Raw genomic sequence first — 15,775 nt, forward strand, 5'->3', positions numbered from 1 at the left:
AATGACGCGTCTTTTCACGCCCTTTCCTCAGGCGAGACACAAGACCCGCTTTCCTGCTTGAATGAAGCAGGAAAGCGGGTCTTGTTTGTCTCTGAAGCGTATAAATGCGCTTGTTCCCCTGTAGGAGTTACGTGTGACGCGTCATTTTTTTACGAAAAAAGGGTGGCAGATCATCATTCTGCCACCCTTTTCTTTGTAGAGACTGACTTTTGAGTCAGCTCCTTTTATTTGATCAATAGAGAACGTGAATCTTCATCCTCGACTCCTACAGGAAAAGAAAGCGCGATTTCCGCTTTCGTCAGGGTTAGATAAGACCCGGCAGACCGCATGAAATGCGGGGTGCCGCGGCTGATCTCCCGCCTGTGGAAAGCGAGGGTGACAGAAACGTTCGGTGTAAGCATGACCTTGCACGCAAAGAATTAAACGCGATCGAGTACGAGGTCGTCTGCTTGTTCGAGATACGCTTTGACCGGCGCGACTGCTGCCTCGACCGTACCTGGTGCGAACGGAGACTTCAATCCAGCACGTTCGACGAGCGTGAGGAAGCTTTCCGATCCGCCGGCACGACAGAGATCGAGATACGACTTCCAAGCCGCTTCCCGGTCCTGTTCCATCCAAGCATAGAACTGGAAGGCACAGACTTGAGCGAGCGTGTAATCGATATAGTAGAACGGACTACCGAAGACGTGTCCTTGTTGATGCCACCATGCACCTGAATCGAGATAATCGTTCGCTTCGTAATCACGATGCGGCAGGTATTTCTTCTCAATCTTCCGCCATGCGTCGCGACGCTCAGCTGGTGTCAATTCCGGTTGGTTGTAGATGACGTGTTGGAACTCGTCAATCGCAACGCCGTACGGAAGGAATGTGACGCTTCCTGCGAGGTGATTGAATTTGTATTTTGCTGTCTCTTCACCGAAGAACTCTTCCATCCACGGATAAGCGAAGAATTCCATCGACATCGAGTGGATCTCACACGCTTCATACGTCGGGAAAGCACTCTCTGGAGCTGTCAGGTGACGGCTCTCATAGACTTGGAAGGCGTGTCCGACTTCGTGCGTCAGGACATCGATGTCGCCTGCCGTTCCATTGAAGTTCGAGAAGATGAATGGGAGTTTTTCGTCTGCGATGTAGGTACAATACCCACCGCCGGCTTTCCCAGGCTTCGCCGTCAAATCGAGCGCTTCCCGGTCGAGCATGTAGTTGAAGAACTCGTTCGTCTCCGGTGACATCTCCGCATACATCTTTTTGCCGCCTTCGATGATGAACGACTCTTCGCCTTTAGGTGTCGCATTACCAGACTTGAAGGCAAATCCTTCATCGTAGTAGTACAAGTGATCGACACCAATGCGTCGTTGCTGGCGTTCTTTAAGTTGTGTCGCGAGCGGAACGATCGTCTCACGGATTTGTTCGCGGTACTGTTCGACCATCGATTGATTGTAATCGACGCGAAGCATCCGAGCGTATCCGAGTTCGACGAACGACGGGAAACCGAGTGTCTTCGCGATGTCTGTCCGGATGCGGACGAGTTTGTCGTAAATCGTATCGATGGCTTCACCATGCTCACTTAGGTAACCGTAGCGTGCTTCAGAAGCCGCTTTACGGACATCGCGGTCTGGCGATTGAAGGTACGGTCCGAACTGCGATAAGTTGAGCGTCTTGCCGTCGAACTCGATTTGAGCGGAAGACATCAGTTTCGTATATTCACTTGAGAGTCGGTTTTCTTCTTGAAGCTTCGGAATGATCTCTTCCGAGAATGTCTTCAAGCTCGCTTCAGCAATCAAGAATAACTGTTTGCCATGCGTCTGTTCGAGGTCACTACGAAGGGGGTGTGTCGTCAACGCTTGATAATAACTCGAGACATATCCTTGATAAATCGCGCTCGCTTCATCAAAGAATCCTTGCTCCGTTTCGTAAAAGGTATCACGTGTATCAATCGTGTGACGGATCTCGACGAGCTGGCTTGCCGTTTCAAATTGATTTCTGAGGGTATTAATCTCAGTGATGGCTGCGTTTGCTTCATCTACCTGTGTGGCTTCCGTCAGTCGAGCGATCGCTTGATTCATGGATGTTTCAAGCAAGGCAAGGTCAGGACGGACATATGTAATTTCTGAAAATGGTAACATGTAAGCGCCTCCTTATGATTTCTAACTATTATCACACAAAAATACTTGCAAAACCAGAGGGACAAACGTATGCTTTTTGTGAGAACGTGAGCGAGCTGTCTGACAGCTTACTCCTATAAAAAATCGAAACTTCCATTCGGAAGAAAAACGATCGAGAAAGTAGAGGGATAGTATCATGGGATTCTTAAAAAAATTGTTTGGTGGTAACGACGCAGGAAACGCAAAAATCGCTTCTGCACTTACAGGTAAAATCGTCAACATCGAGAACGTACCCGATCAAGTTTTCTCTCAAAAAATGATGGGCGACGGTGTCGCGATCGAACCAACTGAAGGTAAAGTCGTCTCGCCGATCAACGCAACGGTTGAAACGATCTTCCCAACAAAACACGCAATCGGTCTAAAAGGTGAAGATGGTCTTGAACTGTTGATCCACGTTGGTCTTGATACAGTTAACCTTAAAGGTGAAGGCTTCACGGCTCACGTCCAGTCAGGTGACAAAGTCAAAGCAGGAGACGTCCTCGTCGAGTTCGACCTTGACTACATCCGTGCGAACGCACCATCGACGATCACACCGATCATCGTGACGAACCACGATCAATTCACGCTTTCAGCTGTACCAGCTGAAGGAACTTCTGTTGTCGCAGGCGACACAGAGCTCTTCAAAGCAACACATAAATAAGATACGACACGCCTCCATTCCTTGCGGATGGGGGCTTTTTTGTCGTCTCCTCCCGTGTCTTACCGTTTTGTAAGAGAAGTGAAAGCAAAGCCCATTTTGAGAAAAGCAGGGAAGGGCTAGACTAAGTGTAACGAATCAAACACAGGAGGCAATACAGATGAAAGCAATCTTACAAGCAGAACAGATTTCAAAAACGTATCGAACGAAAACAGCGCGCCACGAAGCACTGCGTCCGACGACGCTCAGCGTCCATGAAGGAGAGTTCGTCAGCATCATGGGACCATCCGGTGCCGGGAAATCGACGTTGCTTAACTTACTGTCGACGATCGATCAGCCGACGGATGGCTCGATTTTAATCAATGGAGCAGACGTGACGGCGATGAAGGAAAAACAATTAGCACGTTTCCGTCGGGAACAACTCGGCTTCATCTTCCAGGACTTCAATCTCCTCGATACGATGACGGTTCGGGAAAATATCGCCTTACCGCTCTCACTCGCGAACGTCGATAAAAAAATAATTTTAGAACGTGTCGATCGTGTGGCACGTCAACTTGGTATCCACGACTTACTCGATAAACGCCCAGTCGAACTATCGGGTGGACAAAAACAACGGACGGCTGCCGCGCGTGCGATCATTCATGATCCGTCGCTCATTTTAGCCGACGAGCCAACCGGTGCACTTGACTCGAAGTCAGCGACCGGGTTACTCGAAGCGATGCAATCGCTCAACAACGAAGGCGCGACGATCTTGATGGTAACGCATGATCCGATGACAGCGTCTTATGCGGAACGGATTCTGTTCGTCAAGGATGGAGAGCTGTTCAAGGAAGTCCATCGCTTCGGTTCGCAGAAGGAATTCTTCGAGCAGATCATGGAAGTCCAACGCGAACTTGGAGGTGCCGTCCGTGAGCTTGTCTAAACTGGCGTTTCAAAATTTGAAGAACATCCGTCAAAACGTGATGTACCTCGGTGCCGTCACGTTTGCGATTCTGATTTACTATACGTTCCTCGCGATTCGATCGAATGAAGCGATGCTTCAGGCGAACGAATTGTACGGGAAACTGGGAACGGTCTTTACGGGAGCAAGTGTCATTCTAGCGCTTTTTTCTGCCATCTTCATCTGGTATTCAAGTGACTTCTTTTTACGCCGCCGTAAGAAGGAAATCGGGCTCTACGCGTTGCTCGGTCTAGAGCGAGGGCAGATCGCCCGACTGATCTTCCTTGAGACGATGGGGTATGGGGTGATTGGTCTGATTCTCGGAATTGCGATTGGTACCGTCGCTTCGAAATACTTCGTGCAGTTGCTTGCTTCTGTCATGGCGATGCAAGTCGATGCGACGTTTACGATCAGCGGAGCTTCGGTCATGCAGACGATCAGTGTCTTCCTGTTGATTTTCCTGATCATCGCCTTACGTTCGGCTCGGACGATCTATCGTTTTACATTAATTGAACTGTTCAAGGCAGAACAACAAGCGGAATCGCTTCCGAAAGTCCATCCGATCTTAGCCGTGCTTTCCGTCATCTTGATCGGTGTCGGATATTATTTAACGGGACAACCGTTGATGGATCACTTTACGATCGTTGCCCCGCTCTTGATGCTCTGCGTCATTCTCGGGACATTCGGAACGATGAGTTACTTTACGATCTTCTTATTGCGCGTCTTAAGTAATCAAGCGCGACACTTCAAAGGAACGAATTTGATTTTGCACGGGCAATTGTTGTCACGCATCAAATCGAATGCCGTCATGCTGTCGACGATCACGGTCATCACTGCCGTCACATTGACGACGGTCGGTACAGCGACATCGATTTATTATTTCATCGATCAGACCGTCGAGGAGCAAGTTCCGTACAGTCTATCGATTGCGAGTAAACAAGCAGAAGCGGAACAGCTGATTGCGAAGTCCGACCAAAAGATCGACAGCCGGACGATGGTCAACGTCAAGAACGTCGACCATGAGATGACCGATCTGCCGAACCCTTTGACGTTTACACGCTACTATGCGACGTACGCATATGAAGACCAGCCGGGACAATTCAGCTACGTCAACTATTCGGACTACGTCAAGCTCGCGAAAGCGAACGGGAAAACGGTCATCAAAGAACCGAAACAAGGCGAAGCGATCGTCCTTGAGACGTTCAAAGGAAACGATTTGTTGAAGATGAAAGTCAAATCGCCGGTCGGTGTTAAAATCAAGGACGTTCATGATTCCTTTCGTATCACCGCTGCGACGAATCTACCAATCGCTCAACTTTATGAGAAACAGCGACTTGCCTTGGTCGTAAACGATGATGCGTTCGCGAAGATCCCGGAAAAAGGCTTCACGCTGACGAATTATCAGTTCTCAGATGAACGTCATGACGATGGATTGATGAAACAGTTGACACAACTATATGGAAAACAAGCGGACACGGAGATGGCGGCTTATTATCCTGTCTACGCGATGACGACGGCAACGACCGGCTTACTCGCGTTTGCTGCTGGCTTCCTTGGACTCGTTTTCTTACTTGCTACGGGTTCGATCATCTACTTCAAGATGCTCGCGGAAGCAGAAGAATCGAAACAACGGTTTGCCATCATCCAGAAGATTGGTGTCGATGAGAAAAAACAGACAGGCATCATCCGTCACCTTGTTGGATTCGTCTTCTCTTTACCGTACGTGCTCGGACTCGTTCATAGTTTAGTGGCGATGCAGGTCTTGCAGAAACTGTTGAACTACAACATCGTTCGTCCGACATTATTTGCGATTGTTTGTTATACGATCGTCTATCTGATCTACTATATCGTCACGGTCCGTGCTTATCGCCGCATCGTCACGTGATGAACTAAATAGGAGGACACAGAACTGGAAACGGAATAATCGTTTCCAGTCCTTTTTGAGTTCGTTATGATAAAGGGAGAAGGAGTTGACAGAAACGATGCATACGATTTTATTAGTCGAAGATGATATGAAGATTGCTACACTATTGAAAGAACTACTCGAACGCTATGATTTTAGAGTCGTCGTTGAAGATGGGCGAGGGGATGTTGTCGCGGTCTATGAAGAGACGAATCCGGACGTTATTCTATTAGATGTCAATTTACCGAAGTTTGACGGTTTCTATTGGTGCCGGCAGTTACGGATGAAGACACGGGCACCGATCCTGTTCATCTCGGCACGGGTCGGGGAGATGGATCAAGTCATGGCGCTCGAATACGGAGCGGATGATTACATCGTTAAACCGTTCCAAGGAGCGGTCGTCATCGCGAAGATTAAAAGTCAGATTCGCCGGGCCTATGGCACGCTGTCGAACGAGACGGATGAGCGAACGGTGACGAAAGAAGGTGTCACGTTGTACTTAGATCGTTATATCGTCGAGTACGGGGAACAGTCAATCGAACTGTCAAAAAAAGAGGGGTTGATCCTTGAGATGCTGCTGACGGCAAGTCCACGGATCGTCAGTCGGGGCGATCTGCTCGAACGGATTTGGGATGACGAAGCGTTCGTCGATGAGAATACGTTGAACGTCAATATCACGCGTGTCCGCAAACGACTTGCCGAGATCGGTGTCGCCGGACTTGAGACGGTGCGAGGTGTCGGTTATAAACTGGTTCTTGAACCATGAAGCTCTTTTTACGGCACGCGATACCAGGCATCATCTTCTTTACCGGACAAATGCTGATTTTATATGCCGTCTTATGGCTCTATGATTTGTATCGCCCAGCAGCCTTCTTTTATATCGTACTTTTGAACAGTATCGGTCTTCTGATCTATCTCAGTTATCGTTTCTTCAGCATGCTTCCGTTGCTACGACGGATGCAACAGCCGGTTCAATCGGTCGCAGAACCGATTCGCAGTGATAGTGAAGAACCGATTTCCGTTGCCGTCGAACAATTTTTAGAGCGGCAACAGACATTGTTTCGAAACAGTCTGTTTGCTGAGCGACGAAAAGAAAAGGAACGGCATCGGTATGTCGATCAATGGATTCACCAGATGAAGACACCGTTATCCGTCATCGAGTTGATCCTTGAACACCCAGGAGAACACTATCAAGCGGATTTACGTCAAGAGGTCGATCGATTGCGCAGTGGACTCGACCAGATGCTCTATTCGTCACGTTTAGAAGCGATCGAGACAGATTTGAAGGCGGAACGATTGGCACTGAAGCCGCTCGTCACGAGTATCATTAATCAAGAGAAACGATTATTCGTTAAAAATCAGGTCTTTCCGAAACTCGATATCGCTGACGACGTGTACGTCTACACGGATGCGAAGTGGTTTCGTTTCCTCGTCCTACAGCTCGTGACGAACGCCATCAAGTACACGACGGGACATGGTCGAGAAGTCGTTCTGACGGCAGAAGTGACAAACGGGCAAGTCGTCCTTTCGGTTCAAGACGACGGTGTAGGGATTCCAAAACGAGACGTCCCACGTGTCTTTAATGCGTTCTTCACGGGCGAAAACGGACGACGTTACGGAGAATCGACCGGGATGGGGTTGTATTTCGTCCAGCAGGTCTGCTTGAAGCTCGGGCACGAGATTGAACTCGAGAGTGAAGAAGGGGTCGGTACGACATGCCGGATTCGATTAGTAGGAGGTCGCGCACATGATTGAGGTTAAACAATTAGGGAAGGTCTATCCCGGAAAGGTGACGGAACAACCGTTGACGGATATCAATTTCCGAGTCGAAGAAGGTGAGATGGTCGCAGTCATGGGACCATCCGGTAGCGGCAAATCAACACTAATCAACTTGCTTGCAACACTCGACGAACCGAGTTGGGGGTCAATCCTGATCGATGGCGTCGATACAGCGACGTTCAAGCGAAAAGAGATGACACGTTTCCGGCGTGAGACGCTCGGGATCATCTTTCAGGAATTCAATTTACTCGACTCTTTGACGCTCGGTGAGAACATGCTCGTCCCGTTGATGCTGTCGGGGAAAAAGACGAAGCTCGCGCGGGAAGAGATGGAGGAGTTGGCACGTCGTCTACAAATTGATGATCTGCTAGATAAACAGGTCGATGAGGTCAGTGGTGGACAACGACAACGGACCGCGATCGGTCGTGCCTTGATTCATACACCACGTCTGATGCTTGCGGACGAACCGACGGGAGCACTCGATTTCCAAGCAACGAAACACGTCATGGATGTCCTAGCCGAGTTGAACGCGACGGGGATGACGATGGTCATCGTGACACACGATCCACAAGTCGCGTCGTATTGTAATCATGTTTTGTTCCTAAAAGACGGTAGTATTCAAACGGAGTTGTTCCGCGATGAACCGCGCCGTATCTTTTTCCAACGGGTCATCGAATCACTATCGCTGCTAGGAGGGGATGAGCATCAATTATCTGCAATACGCCCTACGTAACATCCGGCGTTATCAGCGGTTGTATTATGGCTATGCCTTGACGATCATCATCGCGATGACGATCGTGACGAGTTATTGGAACTTGTTGACGAATGGATCGTTCCAAAACGTCGCTAAAATCCTCAGTCAATTGAATCAAGTCATCGAGATGACGATTTTCTTCGTCTTCATCGCGGAGCTGATCATCCTATTCTTCAGTGTCCTGTTCATCTATTCGACGACCTATACGATGCTTGAGCACCGTAAGAATGATTTGCGGACGATGCGGACGCTTGGCAGTGGATTGTCACACTTCTTAAAGTATTTCTTAATTGAAGTCTTGATCGTTGGTGGTCTAGCCATCACTGCGGGGATGACTCTAGGTAATGTCTTGACGAAGATGCTGTTGCTGTCCGTTGTCAAGGTCATGTTCTTACCAGCAATCGAATTCGAATTATCCTTTTATGCGATTCTTGCTTTGATCGGTGGCGCTTTCCTTGTTTTGCTGACGGCAACGGTCCTTGCGATCTACCGCTTTCGTCCCGATCGACCGACTCGTTCCCGTTCGCTATTTCGAAAACGAGTCTGGATTCTGACGCAAATCGGAGCGTTACTCCTGTTGATCTATGGTTATGCCTTAGCATTTGTTCGGACGGAAGGATTTTATATATTTTTCCCACTTGTCATCTTCATCGGATCGTTTTTTATTTGTCGATATGTCTTACCATGGTTGACCAAGTTATATCGACCATGTCGCTTGTCGCTGCGGAAGCTGATCGTCTCGGAAATCGCCAATCAATTGCGAACGAATAGTACGCTCATTGCCCTCGGAACGATTCTGACATCGTGTGCGCTAACGGCAGTCGGACTGGTCTTCTTGTTTCAATTGATTGGACTCGACTTATCATCCCAAAATCAATTCGGTCTCGTCTATTACGAAGAATCCGCTCAACCGACGAAACGATTGAAGGATATCAAGCAGACGATGACGGAGGCATTCCCGGATCGCTATCAGCAGGATATCCAAGTGAAGGCAGAAGGAACGCGCGTCCTCCTACCGATCTCGTCGTACAACAAGATGATGCGGCAACTGCATCTTAAGGAGCGGACAGCGACGGGACGCCAAAGTTTCTTTGTACCTGCACGTCCGGTACAACTCGAAGAGAACACACCGACGATGAAAAAAGCGAAACAGGCGATGGAGAAAGCCGACTTTGAATTACTTCCCGCTGCTTCTCACGATTTAGTATTTGGTTACAATTATCAAATCGAGACGATCTTCGTCGTCAGTGATGCCGTCTTTCAAACACTCAAGCAACCCGTCCGCCAAATCGTCGTCTTCGATACGCCAGCCTATCATGATTATGGAACGAAGGACTGGAAACAGTGGATGAAAATCGTCCGCAACATCCAGTCGGCAGCAAAGCTAGATGATAAGCAACCGGTTCCCTATCAGTTAATCAACGAGACGGAAGATGAGATCGACGGGATCCGAATCGTACGACTCGTCACGTTCGTCGTCGTTCTCCTGACGATCTGGTTGTTCGTCATCAATGCGAGTTTTCTGCATGTGTGGATGCAAATGACGGCGGAACAGGAACAAAAGCGGATGAAGACGTTGTTTGCGTTAGGGTTCGGTTCGGGGAACATCCGCTGCTACTTGTTAATGAAGTATGGCGCTGTTTTGCTGATACCATATCTGATTTCTGTCTTTCATGCCTTTTTATTGTTCCAAGTCGTCGTCACACAAGCCGGACTACAGACGGGATCATTTCTTAACTTAGCTGTATTTTGGATCAGTATCGTCACGGTCGGGTACTTCTTAAGTGTCCTACCGATTTGGTTGCGTTACCCACGGCATCTGTTCCGGAATTCATCCGAAAGTTCGATGTATCCGACACCGGATTCAAGGGTATGATGATACCATAGGAATAAGGGAGGGAATCGTATGCTAGACCATTCACCATACCGGGGTTACGGTGACCGGATTCGTATTTTACGGGAGCGTGCCGGGATTACGATCGAACAGTTGGCTGAACGACTCGGCGTCGCACCATACTTCATCCGCCGGACGGAGCTCAGCGAAGTCTATCCAACCAAGCCCTACATCGAAGCATTGGCGGACGTCTTGAACATCGACGCCAGTTATTTGGCGCGGCATATCTGGACGGGAGAGTCATTGAAATTCATCATGCAACAGAATACACCGCTTGAAGAGATGAAGCTTGCTTATGAACAGACGCTCGGACAAGACGGGACGTGGGTCGAAGAACAGCTCGAAGAACGGATGCGCCTGTTTGATTTAATGTATGACGAGGACGTCAAACGGATCGAGCAGACAATGAGTGCGACCGAGCAACGAATCTTCCATGAGCTCGTCGAAGCCGTGATGGAAGCAGGGGAGTTGCAACGCGATCAAGCGGAAGAGACGTATGAGTTGTTCGAGGATAAGTTACCATCGATGATGCAACTGGATGAATACCTCGACCGCATGACGGATGGTGTCTCTTTATCCAGTTCGAACTATTATGCGGATTACAGTGACCGGAAAAGTCGCTCCCGTTATCACCGAAAATAAAAAAGTCGCTGTCTTCTGATTGACGTTCAGAAGACAGCGACTTTTTATTAACGTTGTGGCATCGGGCGTGGACGACGCGTCTTTTGACGGATCCGACCGATGATAAAACCAATGATCGCATTTGCAATGACGAGTACCCAACCGACATAGCCGAAATTGAGAGTTAAGCTACCAAGCATCGCTTGCCATTTGAAAATCATCATCACATCACCACGCAAGACGAATCGCGCGATACAGACGAGTAAGACAGTCAGTCCGGCGATGAAGACACCGACCCAGCTTCCGTATAAACGGGAAGAGTGGCGGCGCACCGCAACGAAGGACCAGCAAAAGAGGCTAGAGACGAACGCCATGCCTCCATAGGCAAGGACGAGTTCCCATGTCGCACTCGCTTGCGGGAATTTCGTGAACATGACAAGTGACGAGACCATGGCAGCAGCTGTGAAAAGGATCGCTGCCCAAAAACGAGACCGCATAACGTAGTTCCTCCTAAAGGATTTTTCTCACCTAACGATAGCGGAAACGATTCGTCTTGTAAACTGTTACCGGCGACCGCTTAAGATCCGGCGCAACTGTTTGAGTGGATTCGATCCATAGAACAGAACGCCACCCCGGTAGAATTTCGTTCCGACGAACAAAGCAAGCGAGATGCTGATCAGCATCAAAATGAGCGAAATCGACACTTGCCATAGCGGTACATCGGTCAACATGACGCGAAGGAACATGACCATCGGTGTAAAGAACGGAACGAATGACAGGACGACGACGGCTTGGTTCGTCGGTGCATTCAGACTAAACATCGAAATCATGAAAGCAGCGACGATCAACAAGATGACCGGTAACGTCACTTGCTGCGCATCCTCGACCCGACTGACGAGTGAACCGAGTGCCGCGAGGAGCGTCGCGTACAGGAAGTATCCGAGCAGGAAGAAAACGAACAGATAAATGATTGTTCGGGCACTCAGGGAATCGAGTGATAACTGATCGAATAAACTGCTGCTTTGAGCACTGTAGTAGCCGACACCAACGAGAATCGACAATTGTACGAGACTGACCGTAGCAATCGAAAGAATCTTCGCCAGCATGTGTTGGATCGGACTCGCTGCTGAGATCAGCAGCTCCATGACACGGGATGATTTTTCGTTCGCGATTTCTGTGACGATCATTCCACCGTAGATGGCAATCGTGAAGTACATCAAGAACAGCAACACGTAGACGAGCGCTGAGGCAGCGAATAATTCATCCTCGCTTTTTCCGCCAGTCGACGTCAATTCTTGCTTGATGGGAACGGGTTCAGCGAGCGAAGCAAGAACGTTCGGATCGATTTCAGCATCCGTGATGACGGCTTGGTCACGGACTTGTTTGACGACTGTTGCGACCTGTGTCTGTAATTCAGACTCAGGACTAGCGCTGACGAGTGTCACGTCATACGAATCCTGAACGATTGCCACGGCATCGAATGTACCGCGGTCGATTGCCTTTCGTGCTTGTGCGACCGTATAGTCCTTCGTCGTGATGTCTGAAGTGACACCAGCCTTCTTCAAGGCTGGACGAAGATCGGTCGACAATTCACTGACAAGAGCAACTTTCGGATCGTCACCCGAAAACCAGTCGAGAATCCGTTCGATATTACCAAAGCCGACGAGGAACAGGACCATCAGGACAGTCGAGATCAAAAAGCTTTTCGCACGCAATTTTTGAAGTAGATTGAAGCGATATAAAGTCAGGAATTTACGGTTCATAACGTTTGCCGACCTCCTCGATGAAGATATCCTGCAGGGATAACTGATCCCAAACGAAACGATCGACATGGTGTCCTTGACTGACGATACGTTGGAGAAGTTGATCAGCCGTTTCTTTCGAAGAGACTTGGACGATATGCCCATTGTTATCTGACTCGACCTGGAGCACACCTGGTAAGCTATCCCATAGGAGTGGCGGAGCATCTGTCGTCAAAAGGACACGTGTTTTTCCGTATCCTGCCTTGATGTCAGGAAGATAACCGGCGACGACGGGTTTCCCATGATCGAGGATCGCGACATGTTCGCAGAGTTCTTCGACGTGGTCCATCCGGTGACTCGAGAAGACGATCGTCGTTCCGTCGACGGTCAACTTTTTGACAGCACGTTTCAACTGTTCGGCGTTGACCGGATCGAGTCCGCTGAACGGCTCATCTAAAATCAGCAGTTCGGGTTTATGTAGGACGGCGGAGATCAACTGGATTTTTTGTTGATTTCCTTTTGAGAGTTGTTCGACGCGCATTTTTTCATACTGCGGAATTTGGAAATACTCGAGCCATTCCGTCAAGGCTCGTTTCGCATCCTTCCGTTTCATATCGCGAAGTTCAGCAAGGAACAAGAGCTGTTCATCGACGCGAACTTTTGGATACAGCCCTCGTTCTTCCGGAAGGTATCCGATTTTTGAAGTCGGGATGCGCTCTCCATTCCAGGTGATCGATCCTTCAGTCGGTTGCAGTAGACCGAGCAGCATCCGGAACGTCGTTGTTTTTCCGGCACCGTTCGCACCAAGCAAACCAAAAATTTGCCCTCGTGGCACCTCGATCGTCAAAGCATCTACGGCCGTAAAATCGCCGAAACGCTTCGTGATGTGTTTGATTTCTAACATAAGAACCTCCTTTAAAGACGTCTGTTGCACGACAAGTGTATCATTGTTACTTAGTGTCCTACGGTCAAAAATGGGTAAAGGTTCCAGAAAGCAGTAATGAAAAGGCTTATCGGTTTACTTTTTGTACATTAGTTACTATTATTGTGTTAATAGATATGACTGAAGGAGGAACGCATCATATGAAAACGCAAGGCATTCATCATATCTCAGCGATGGTCGGCGATCCACAAGAAAATCTCGATTTTTACGGAACCATTCTCGGACTACGATTCGTCAAAAAAACGGTCAACTTCGATGATCCAGGAACGTACCACTTCTATTTTGGGAACGAATCCGGAGCACCGGGAACGATCATCACGTTCTTTCCGTTTAAAGGCATGGCAAAAGGACAGGTCGGTGCCGGACAAGTCGGAACGACAGCTTACGCGATTCCGGTCGGTGCAGCAGATTTTTGGAAAGCGCGACTGACAGAAAAAAACGTCTCGTATGAAGAGACGGTTCGTTTCGGAGAGCAACAGATCGCCTTCGAAGATCCACATGGTCTCCAGATTGAACTCGTCGAACGCAAGGGACCGAACAGTCGCTATGAAATCGACGGCATCACACATGAGGTCGCCATCAAAGGGTTCGCGGGAGCGACGTTACTATCACGGGATCCATCAGACACAGCAAAATTATTGACAGACACATTCGGACTGACACTCAGCAAACGGACGGAAACCGTTGACCGATATATCGCAGAAGGCGAGTTCGGGAATGTCGTTGACGTCGTTCATGGTCAAATGCAAGTCGGTCGTCCGGGAACTGGAACGGTTCACCATATCGCGTGGCGGGCAACGGATCAAAAGGAACAACTCGACTGGATGAACGCCATCAACGCGTTCGGTTTGCTGACCACTGAAGTGAAGGACCGCAATTACTTCACATCGATCTATTTCCATGACCGCGGTCGGATCCTCCATGAAATTGCGACCGACAATCCAGGATTCGCAATCGATGAAGAGTTCGAGATGCTCGGAGAAGACTTGAAGTTACCGGAACAATTCGAAGCACATCGTACGGCGATCACAAATCATGTAACACCTATTACTGTACCGAAGGGGAGACTCGTATGATTCATTTATACCAAGCACCAAAAACAGCAGACGCACCGATCTTTTTATTCTTACATGGCACAGGCGGAACGGAACAAGATCTCGTTGGACTCGTCTCGTTGCTCGATTCGGAAGCAGGCTACTTGTCCGTCCGTGGGGAAGTCTCGGAAAACGGGATGCCACGCTTCTTCAAACGACTCGCAGAAGGTGTCTTTGATGAAGAAGACCTCGCTTTACGGACAGCACGTTTAATTCAGTTTTTACGTGACCAGGCAGCGGAGCGCGGTTTTGATCTCGATCGTCTGATTCCTGTCGGGTACTCGAACGGTGCGAACATCGCGGCGAATATGTTGTTCGAAGAAGCTTTGTTCAAACAAGCGATTCTGTTGCATCCGATGGTACCACGTCGTGGTGTGACGCTACCTGACTTATCGGACGTGCGCGTCTTCATCGGCGCCGGAAGCAATGACCCGATTTGTCCGGCTCAGGAAACGGAAGAGTTATCAGCACTCTTGAAGCAAGCCGGTGCATCAGTCGACGTCACGTGGTCGAATTACGGTCACCAACTCGTCATGCCAACGATTGAAGCGGCAACGGATTGGTTAAAACACTAAAAAAGGGCTGTCCCATCTGCTTCTTTCATAGAAGATGATGGGGCAGTCCTCTTTTCGTTTCAAGCGGGATGATCACTTTTTGGTCGGGAGTAGACGATCAGAACACCACGCTCGACGAGCTGGAGTGCAAGAATCTGTTTCACTTCTTCCGATGCTTTCGTCTGCGCAAGATGTCGGTAGAGCAAGCGAAGTTCACGGCGCATCGTCTTACGGATCAGCCACATGCTATCAATCGTCGTACACCAACCGGTCACGGTCTCGTGTCCGATATAATACTGCGTCTGATGTTCGAGATAACGAATCCACCACTCGTCACGCGCCATTTTTAGTACGACACCCGTGAGACCAAGTACAAGGATGGCGAGGGGAATGCTTTCATATAAAGGAAGACGACCAAGAACGGTACCAACATTCGTGACGAGGGCAAGCATCACCCATCCTATGCATCCGATGACAAGCCAATATCCAAAGTTGAGAGTACTTCGATGTCGTAACGTCACTTTCGGCGTAAGCAATGAAGTGGCCATCAGAAACACCTCCTTGTTAAATAATCGAATTTTCTGACAATTTGTAGTTGTCCTTCTACTATAGTTACTTTTTCCCGAATCGTCTAGTCATTAGACATGGAAAATGTGTTTCTTTCTTGACGAAATTCGTGTACGCTAAATGAAGAAGCGAGCGTTTACATAAAGGGGGATATAAAGAAATGATGGATCAAGTGATTTGGA

At 48.9% G+C, this 15,775-nt stretch carries 15 protein-coding genes; 10 read left to right on the forward strand and 5 right to left on the reverse strand.

The genetic code is table 11. From position 1 onward, the window contains the following. Nucleotides 1-419 precede the first annotated feature (419 nt). Nucleotides 420-2,126, reverse strand: a complete 1,707-nt coding sequence (locus tag KNQ15_RS02830; protein ID WP_214727664.1) for a M3 family oligoendopeptidase — start codon at nt 2,124-2,126, stop codon at nt 420-422. A 175-nt stretch (nt 2,127-2,301) separates the two neighbouring features. On the opposite strand from KNQ15_RS02830, the gene KNQ15_RS02835 reads away from it, so the two are divergent. From KNQ15_RS02835 to KNQ15_RS02870, 8 genes are all read left to right on the forward strand, one after another. Further along, nucleotides 2,302-2,805 (forward strand): PTS sugar transporter subunit IIA, encoded by a 504-nt coding sequence (locus tag KNQ15_RS02835; RefSeq protein WP_035396161.1) that lies wholly within the window; start codon nt 2,302-2,304, stop codon nt 2,803-2,805. 157 nt (nt 2,806-2,962) lie between these two features. Further along, nucleotides 2,963-3,724, forward strand: coding sequence for an ABC transporter ATP-binding protein (locus KNQ15_RS02840; protein WP_214727666.1), 762 nt, complete (start codon nt 2,963-2,965; stop codon nt 3,722-3,724). Then, on the forward strand, nt 3,711-5,627 hold the full coding sequence (locus tag KNQ15_RS02845; protein WP_214727668.1) for an ABC transporter permease: 1,917 nt from the start codon (nt 3,711-3,713) through the stop codon (nt 5,625-5,627). Before KNQ15_RS02840 ends, KNQ15_RS02845 begins: the two co-directional genes overlap by 14 nt. A gap of 97 nt (nt 5,628-5,724) precedes the next feature. Continuing rightward, nucleotides 5,725-6,411 (forward strand): response regulator transcription factor, encoded by a 687-nt coding sequence (locus KNQ15_RS02850; protein ID WP_047393119.1) that lies wholly within the window; start codon nt 5,725-5,727, stop codon nt 6,409-6,411. Beyond that, on the forward strand, nt 6,408-7,400 hold the full coding sequence (locus tag KNQ15_RS02855) for a sensor histidine kinase (RefSeq protein ID WP_214727670.1): 993 nt from the start codon (nt 6,408-6,410) through the stop codon (nt 7,398-7,400). Before KNQ15_RS02850 ends, KNQ15_RS02855 begins: the two co-directional genes overlap by 4 nt. Next, nucleotides 7,393-8,157, forward strand: coding sequence for an ABC transporter ATP-binding protein (locus KNQ15_RS02860; RefSeq protein WP_029342560.1), 765 nt, complete (start codon nt 7,393-7,395; stop codon nt 8,155-8,157). The genes KNQ15_RS02855 and KNQ15_RS02860 overlap by 8 nt, the downstream gene beginning before the upstream one ends. Beyond that, the gene (locus KNQ15_RS02865; RefSeq protein WP_214727672.1) at nt 8,123-10,054 is read left to right on the forward strand and encodes an FtsX-like permease family protein; all 1,932 of its coding nucleotides are present in this window, start codon (nt 8,123-8,125) and stop codon (nt 10,052-10,054) included. Before KNQ15_RS02860 ends, KNQ15_RS02865 begins: the two co-directional genes overlap by 35 nt. A gap of 30 nt (nt 10,055-10,084) precedes the next feature. After that, on the forward strand, nt 10,085-10,714 hold the full coding sequence (locus KNQ15_RS02870; RefSeq protein WP_214727674.1) for a helix-turn-helix domain-containing protein: 630 nt from the start codon (nt 10,085-10,087) through the stop codon (nt 10,712-10,714). Between the two features lie 47 nt (nt 10,715-10,761). Here the strand turns inward: KNQ15_RS02870 and KNQ15_RS02875 are convergent, their stop codons facing one another. From KNQ15_RS02875 to KNQ15_RS02885, 3 genes are all read right to left on the reverse strand, one after another. Beyond that, entirely contained in the window at nt 10,762-11,190 is a 429-nt protein-coding gene (locus KNQ15_RS02875; protein WP_029342557.1) for a hypothetical protein, read from the reverse strand. A gap of 66 nt (nt 11,191-11,256) precedes the next feature. Continuing rightward, nucleotides 11,257-12,456, reverse strand: coding sequence for an ABC transporter permease (locus tag KNQ15_RS02880; protein ID WP_047393124.1), 1,200 nt, complete (start codon nt 12,454-12,456; stop codon nt 11,257-11,259). Continuing rightward, nucleotides 12,446-13,339: an ABC transporter ATP-binding protein gene (locus tag KNQ15_RS02885; RefSeq protein WP_214727682.1), complete on the reverse strand. Its 894-nt coding sequence runs from the start codon at nt 13,337-13,339 to the stop codon at nt 12,446-12,448. The genes KNQ15_RS02880 and KNQ15_RS02885 overlap by 11 nt, the downstream gene beginning before the upstream one ends. A 179-nt stretch (nt 13,340-13,518) precedes the next feature. On the opposite strand from KNQ15_RS02885, the gene KNQ15_RS02890 reads away from it, so the two are divergent. Both KNQ15_RS02890 and KNQ15_RS02895 read left to right on the forward strand, forming a co-directional pair. After that, nucleotides 13,519-14,454 carry a VOC family protein gene (locus tag KNQ15_RS02890; RefSeq protein ID WP_214727684.1) on the forward strand — a complete coding sequence of 312 codons (936 nt, stop codon included), beginning with the start codon at nt 13,519-13,521 and terminating at the stop codon, nt 14,452-14,454. Further along, a complete protein-coding gene (locus KNQ15_RS02895) occupies nt 14,451-15,047 on the forward strand; it encodes an alpha/beta hydrolase (RefSeq protein WP_047393135.1) in 597 nt (198 codons plus the stop codon). Before KNQ15_RS02890 ends, KNQ15_RS02895 begins: the two co-directional genes overlap by 4 nt. A gap of 59 nt (nt 15,048-15,106) precedes the next feature. Here the strand turns inward: KNQ15_RS02895 and KNQ15_RS02900 are convergent, their stop codons facing one another. After that, nucleotides 15,107-15,574: a hypothetical protein gene (locus KNQ15_RS02900; RefSeq protein ID WP_214727686.1), complete on the reverse strand. Its 468-nt coding sequence runs from the start codon at nt 15,572-15,574 to the stop codon at nt 15,107-15,109. Nucleotides 15,575-15,775 lie beyond the last annotated feature (201 nt).

It is taken from the genome of Exiguobacterium sp. s168, assembly GCF_018619035.1.
Lineage (GTDB): Bacteria > Bacillota > Bacilli > Exiguobacteriales > Exiguobacteriaceae > Exiguobacterium_A > Exiguobacterium_A acetylicum.

Coding starts and splice junctions, on each gene's coding strand:
- KNQ15_RS02830 (WP_214727664.1), bottom strand. CDS start 2,126: ATGTTACCATTTTCAGAAATTACATATGTCCGTCCTGACCTTGCCTTG.
- KNQ15_RS02835 (WP_035396161.1), top strand. CDS start 2,302: ATGGGATTCTTAAAAAAATTGTTTGGTGGTAACGACGCAGGAAACGCA.
- KNQ15_RS02840 (WP_214727666.1), top strand. CDS start 2,963: ATGAAAGCAATCTTACAAGCAGAACAGATTTCAAAAACGTATCGAACG.
- KNQ15_RS02850 (WP_047393119.1), top strand. CDS start 5,725: ATGCATACGATTTTATTAGTCGAAGATGATATGAAGATTGCTACACTA.
- KNQ15_RS02855 (WP_214727670.1), top strand. CDS start 6,408: ATGAAGCTCTTTTTACGGCACGCGATACCAGGCATCATCTTCTTTACC.
- KNQ15_RS02860 (WP_029342560.1), top strand. CDS start 7,393: ATGATTGAGGTTAAACAATTAGGGAAGGTCTATCCCGGAAAGGTGACG.
- KNQ15_RS02865 (WP_214727672.1), top strand. CDS start 8,123: ATGAGCATCAATTATCTGCAATACGCCCTACGTAACATCCGGCGTTAT.
- KNQ15_RS02870 (WP_214727674.1), top strand. CDS start 10,085: ATGCTAGACCATTCACCATACCGGGGTTACGGTGACCGGATTCGTATT.
- KNQ15_RS02875 (WP_029342557.1), bottom strand. CDS start 11,190: ATGCGGTCTCGTTTTTGGGCAGCGATCCTTTTCACAGCTGCTGCCATG.
- KNQ15_RS02880 (WP_047393124.1), bottom strand. CDS start 12,456: ATGAACCGTAAATTCCTGACTTTATATCGCTTCAATCTACTTCAAAAA.
- KNQ15_RS02885 (WP_214727682.1), bottom strand. CDS start 13,339: ATGTTAGAAATCAAACACATCACGAAGCGTTTCGGCGATTTTACGGCC.
- KNQ15_RS02890 (WP_214727684.1), top strand. CDS start 13,519: ATGAAAACGCAAGGCATTCATCATATCTCAGCGATGGTCGGCGATCCA.
- KNQ15_RS02895 (WP_047393135.1), top strand. CDS start 14,451: ATGATTCATTTATACCAAGCACCAAAAACAGCAGACGCACCGATCTTT.
- KNQ15_RS02900 (WP_214727686.1), bottom strand. CDS start 15,574: ATGGCCACTTCATTGCTTACGCCGAAAGTGACGTTACGACATCGAAGT.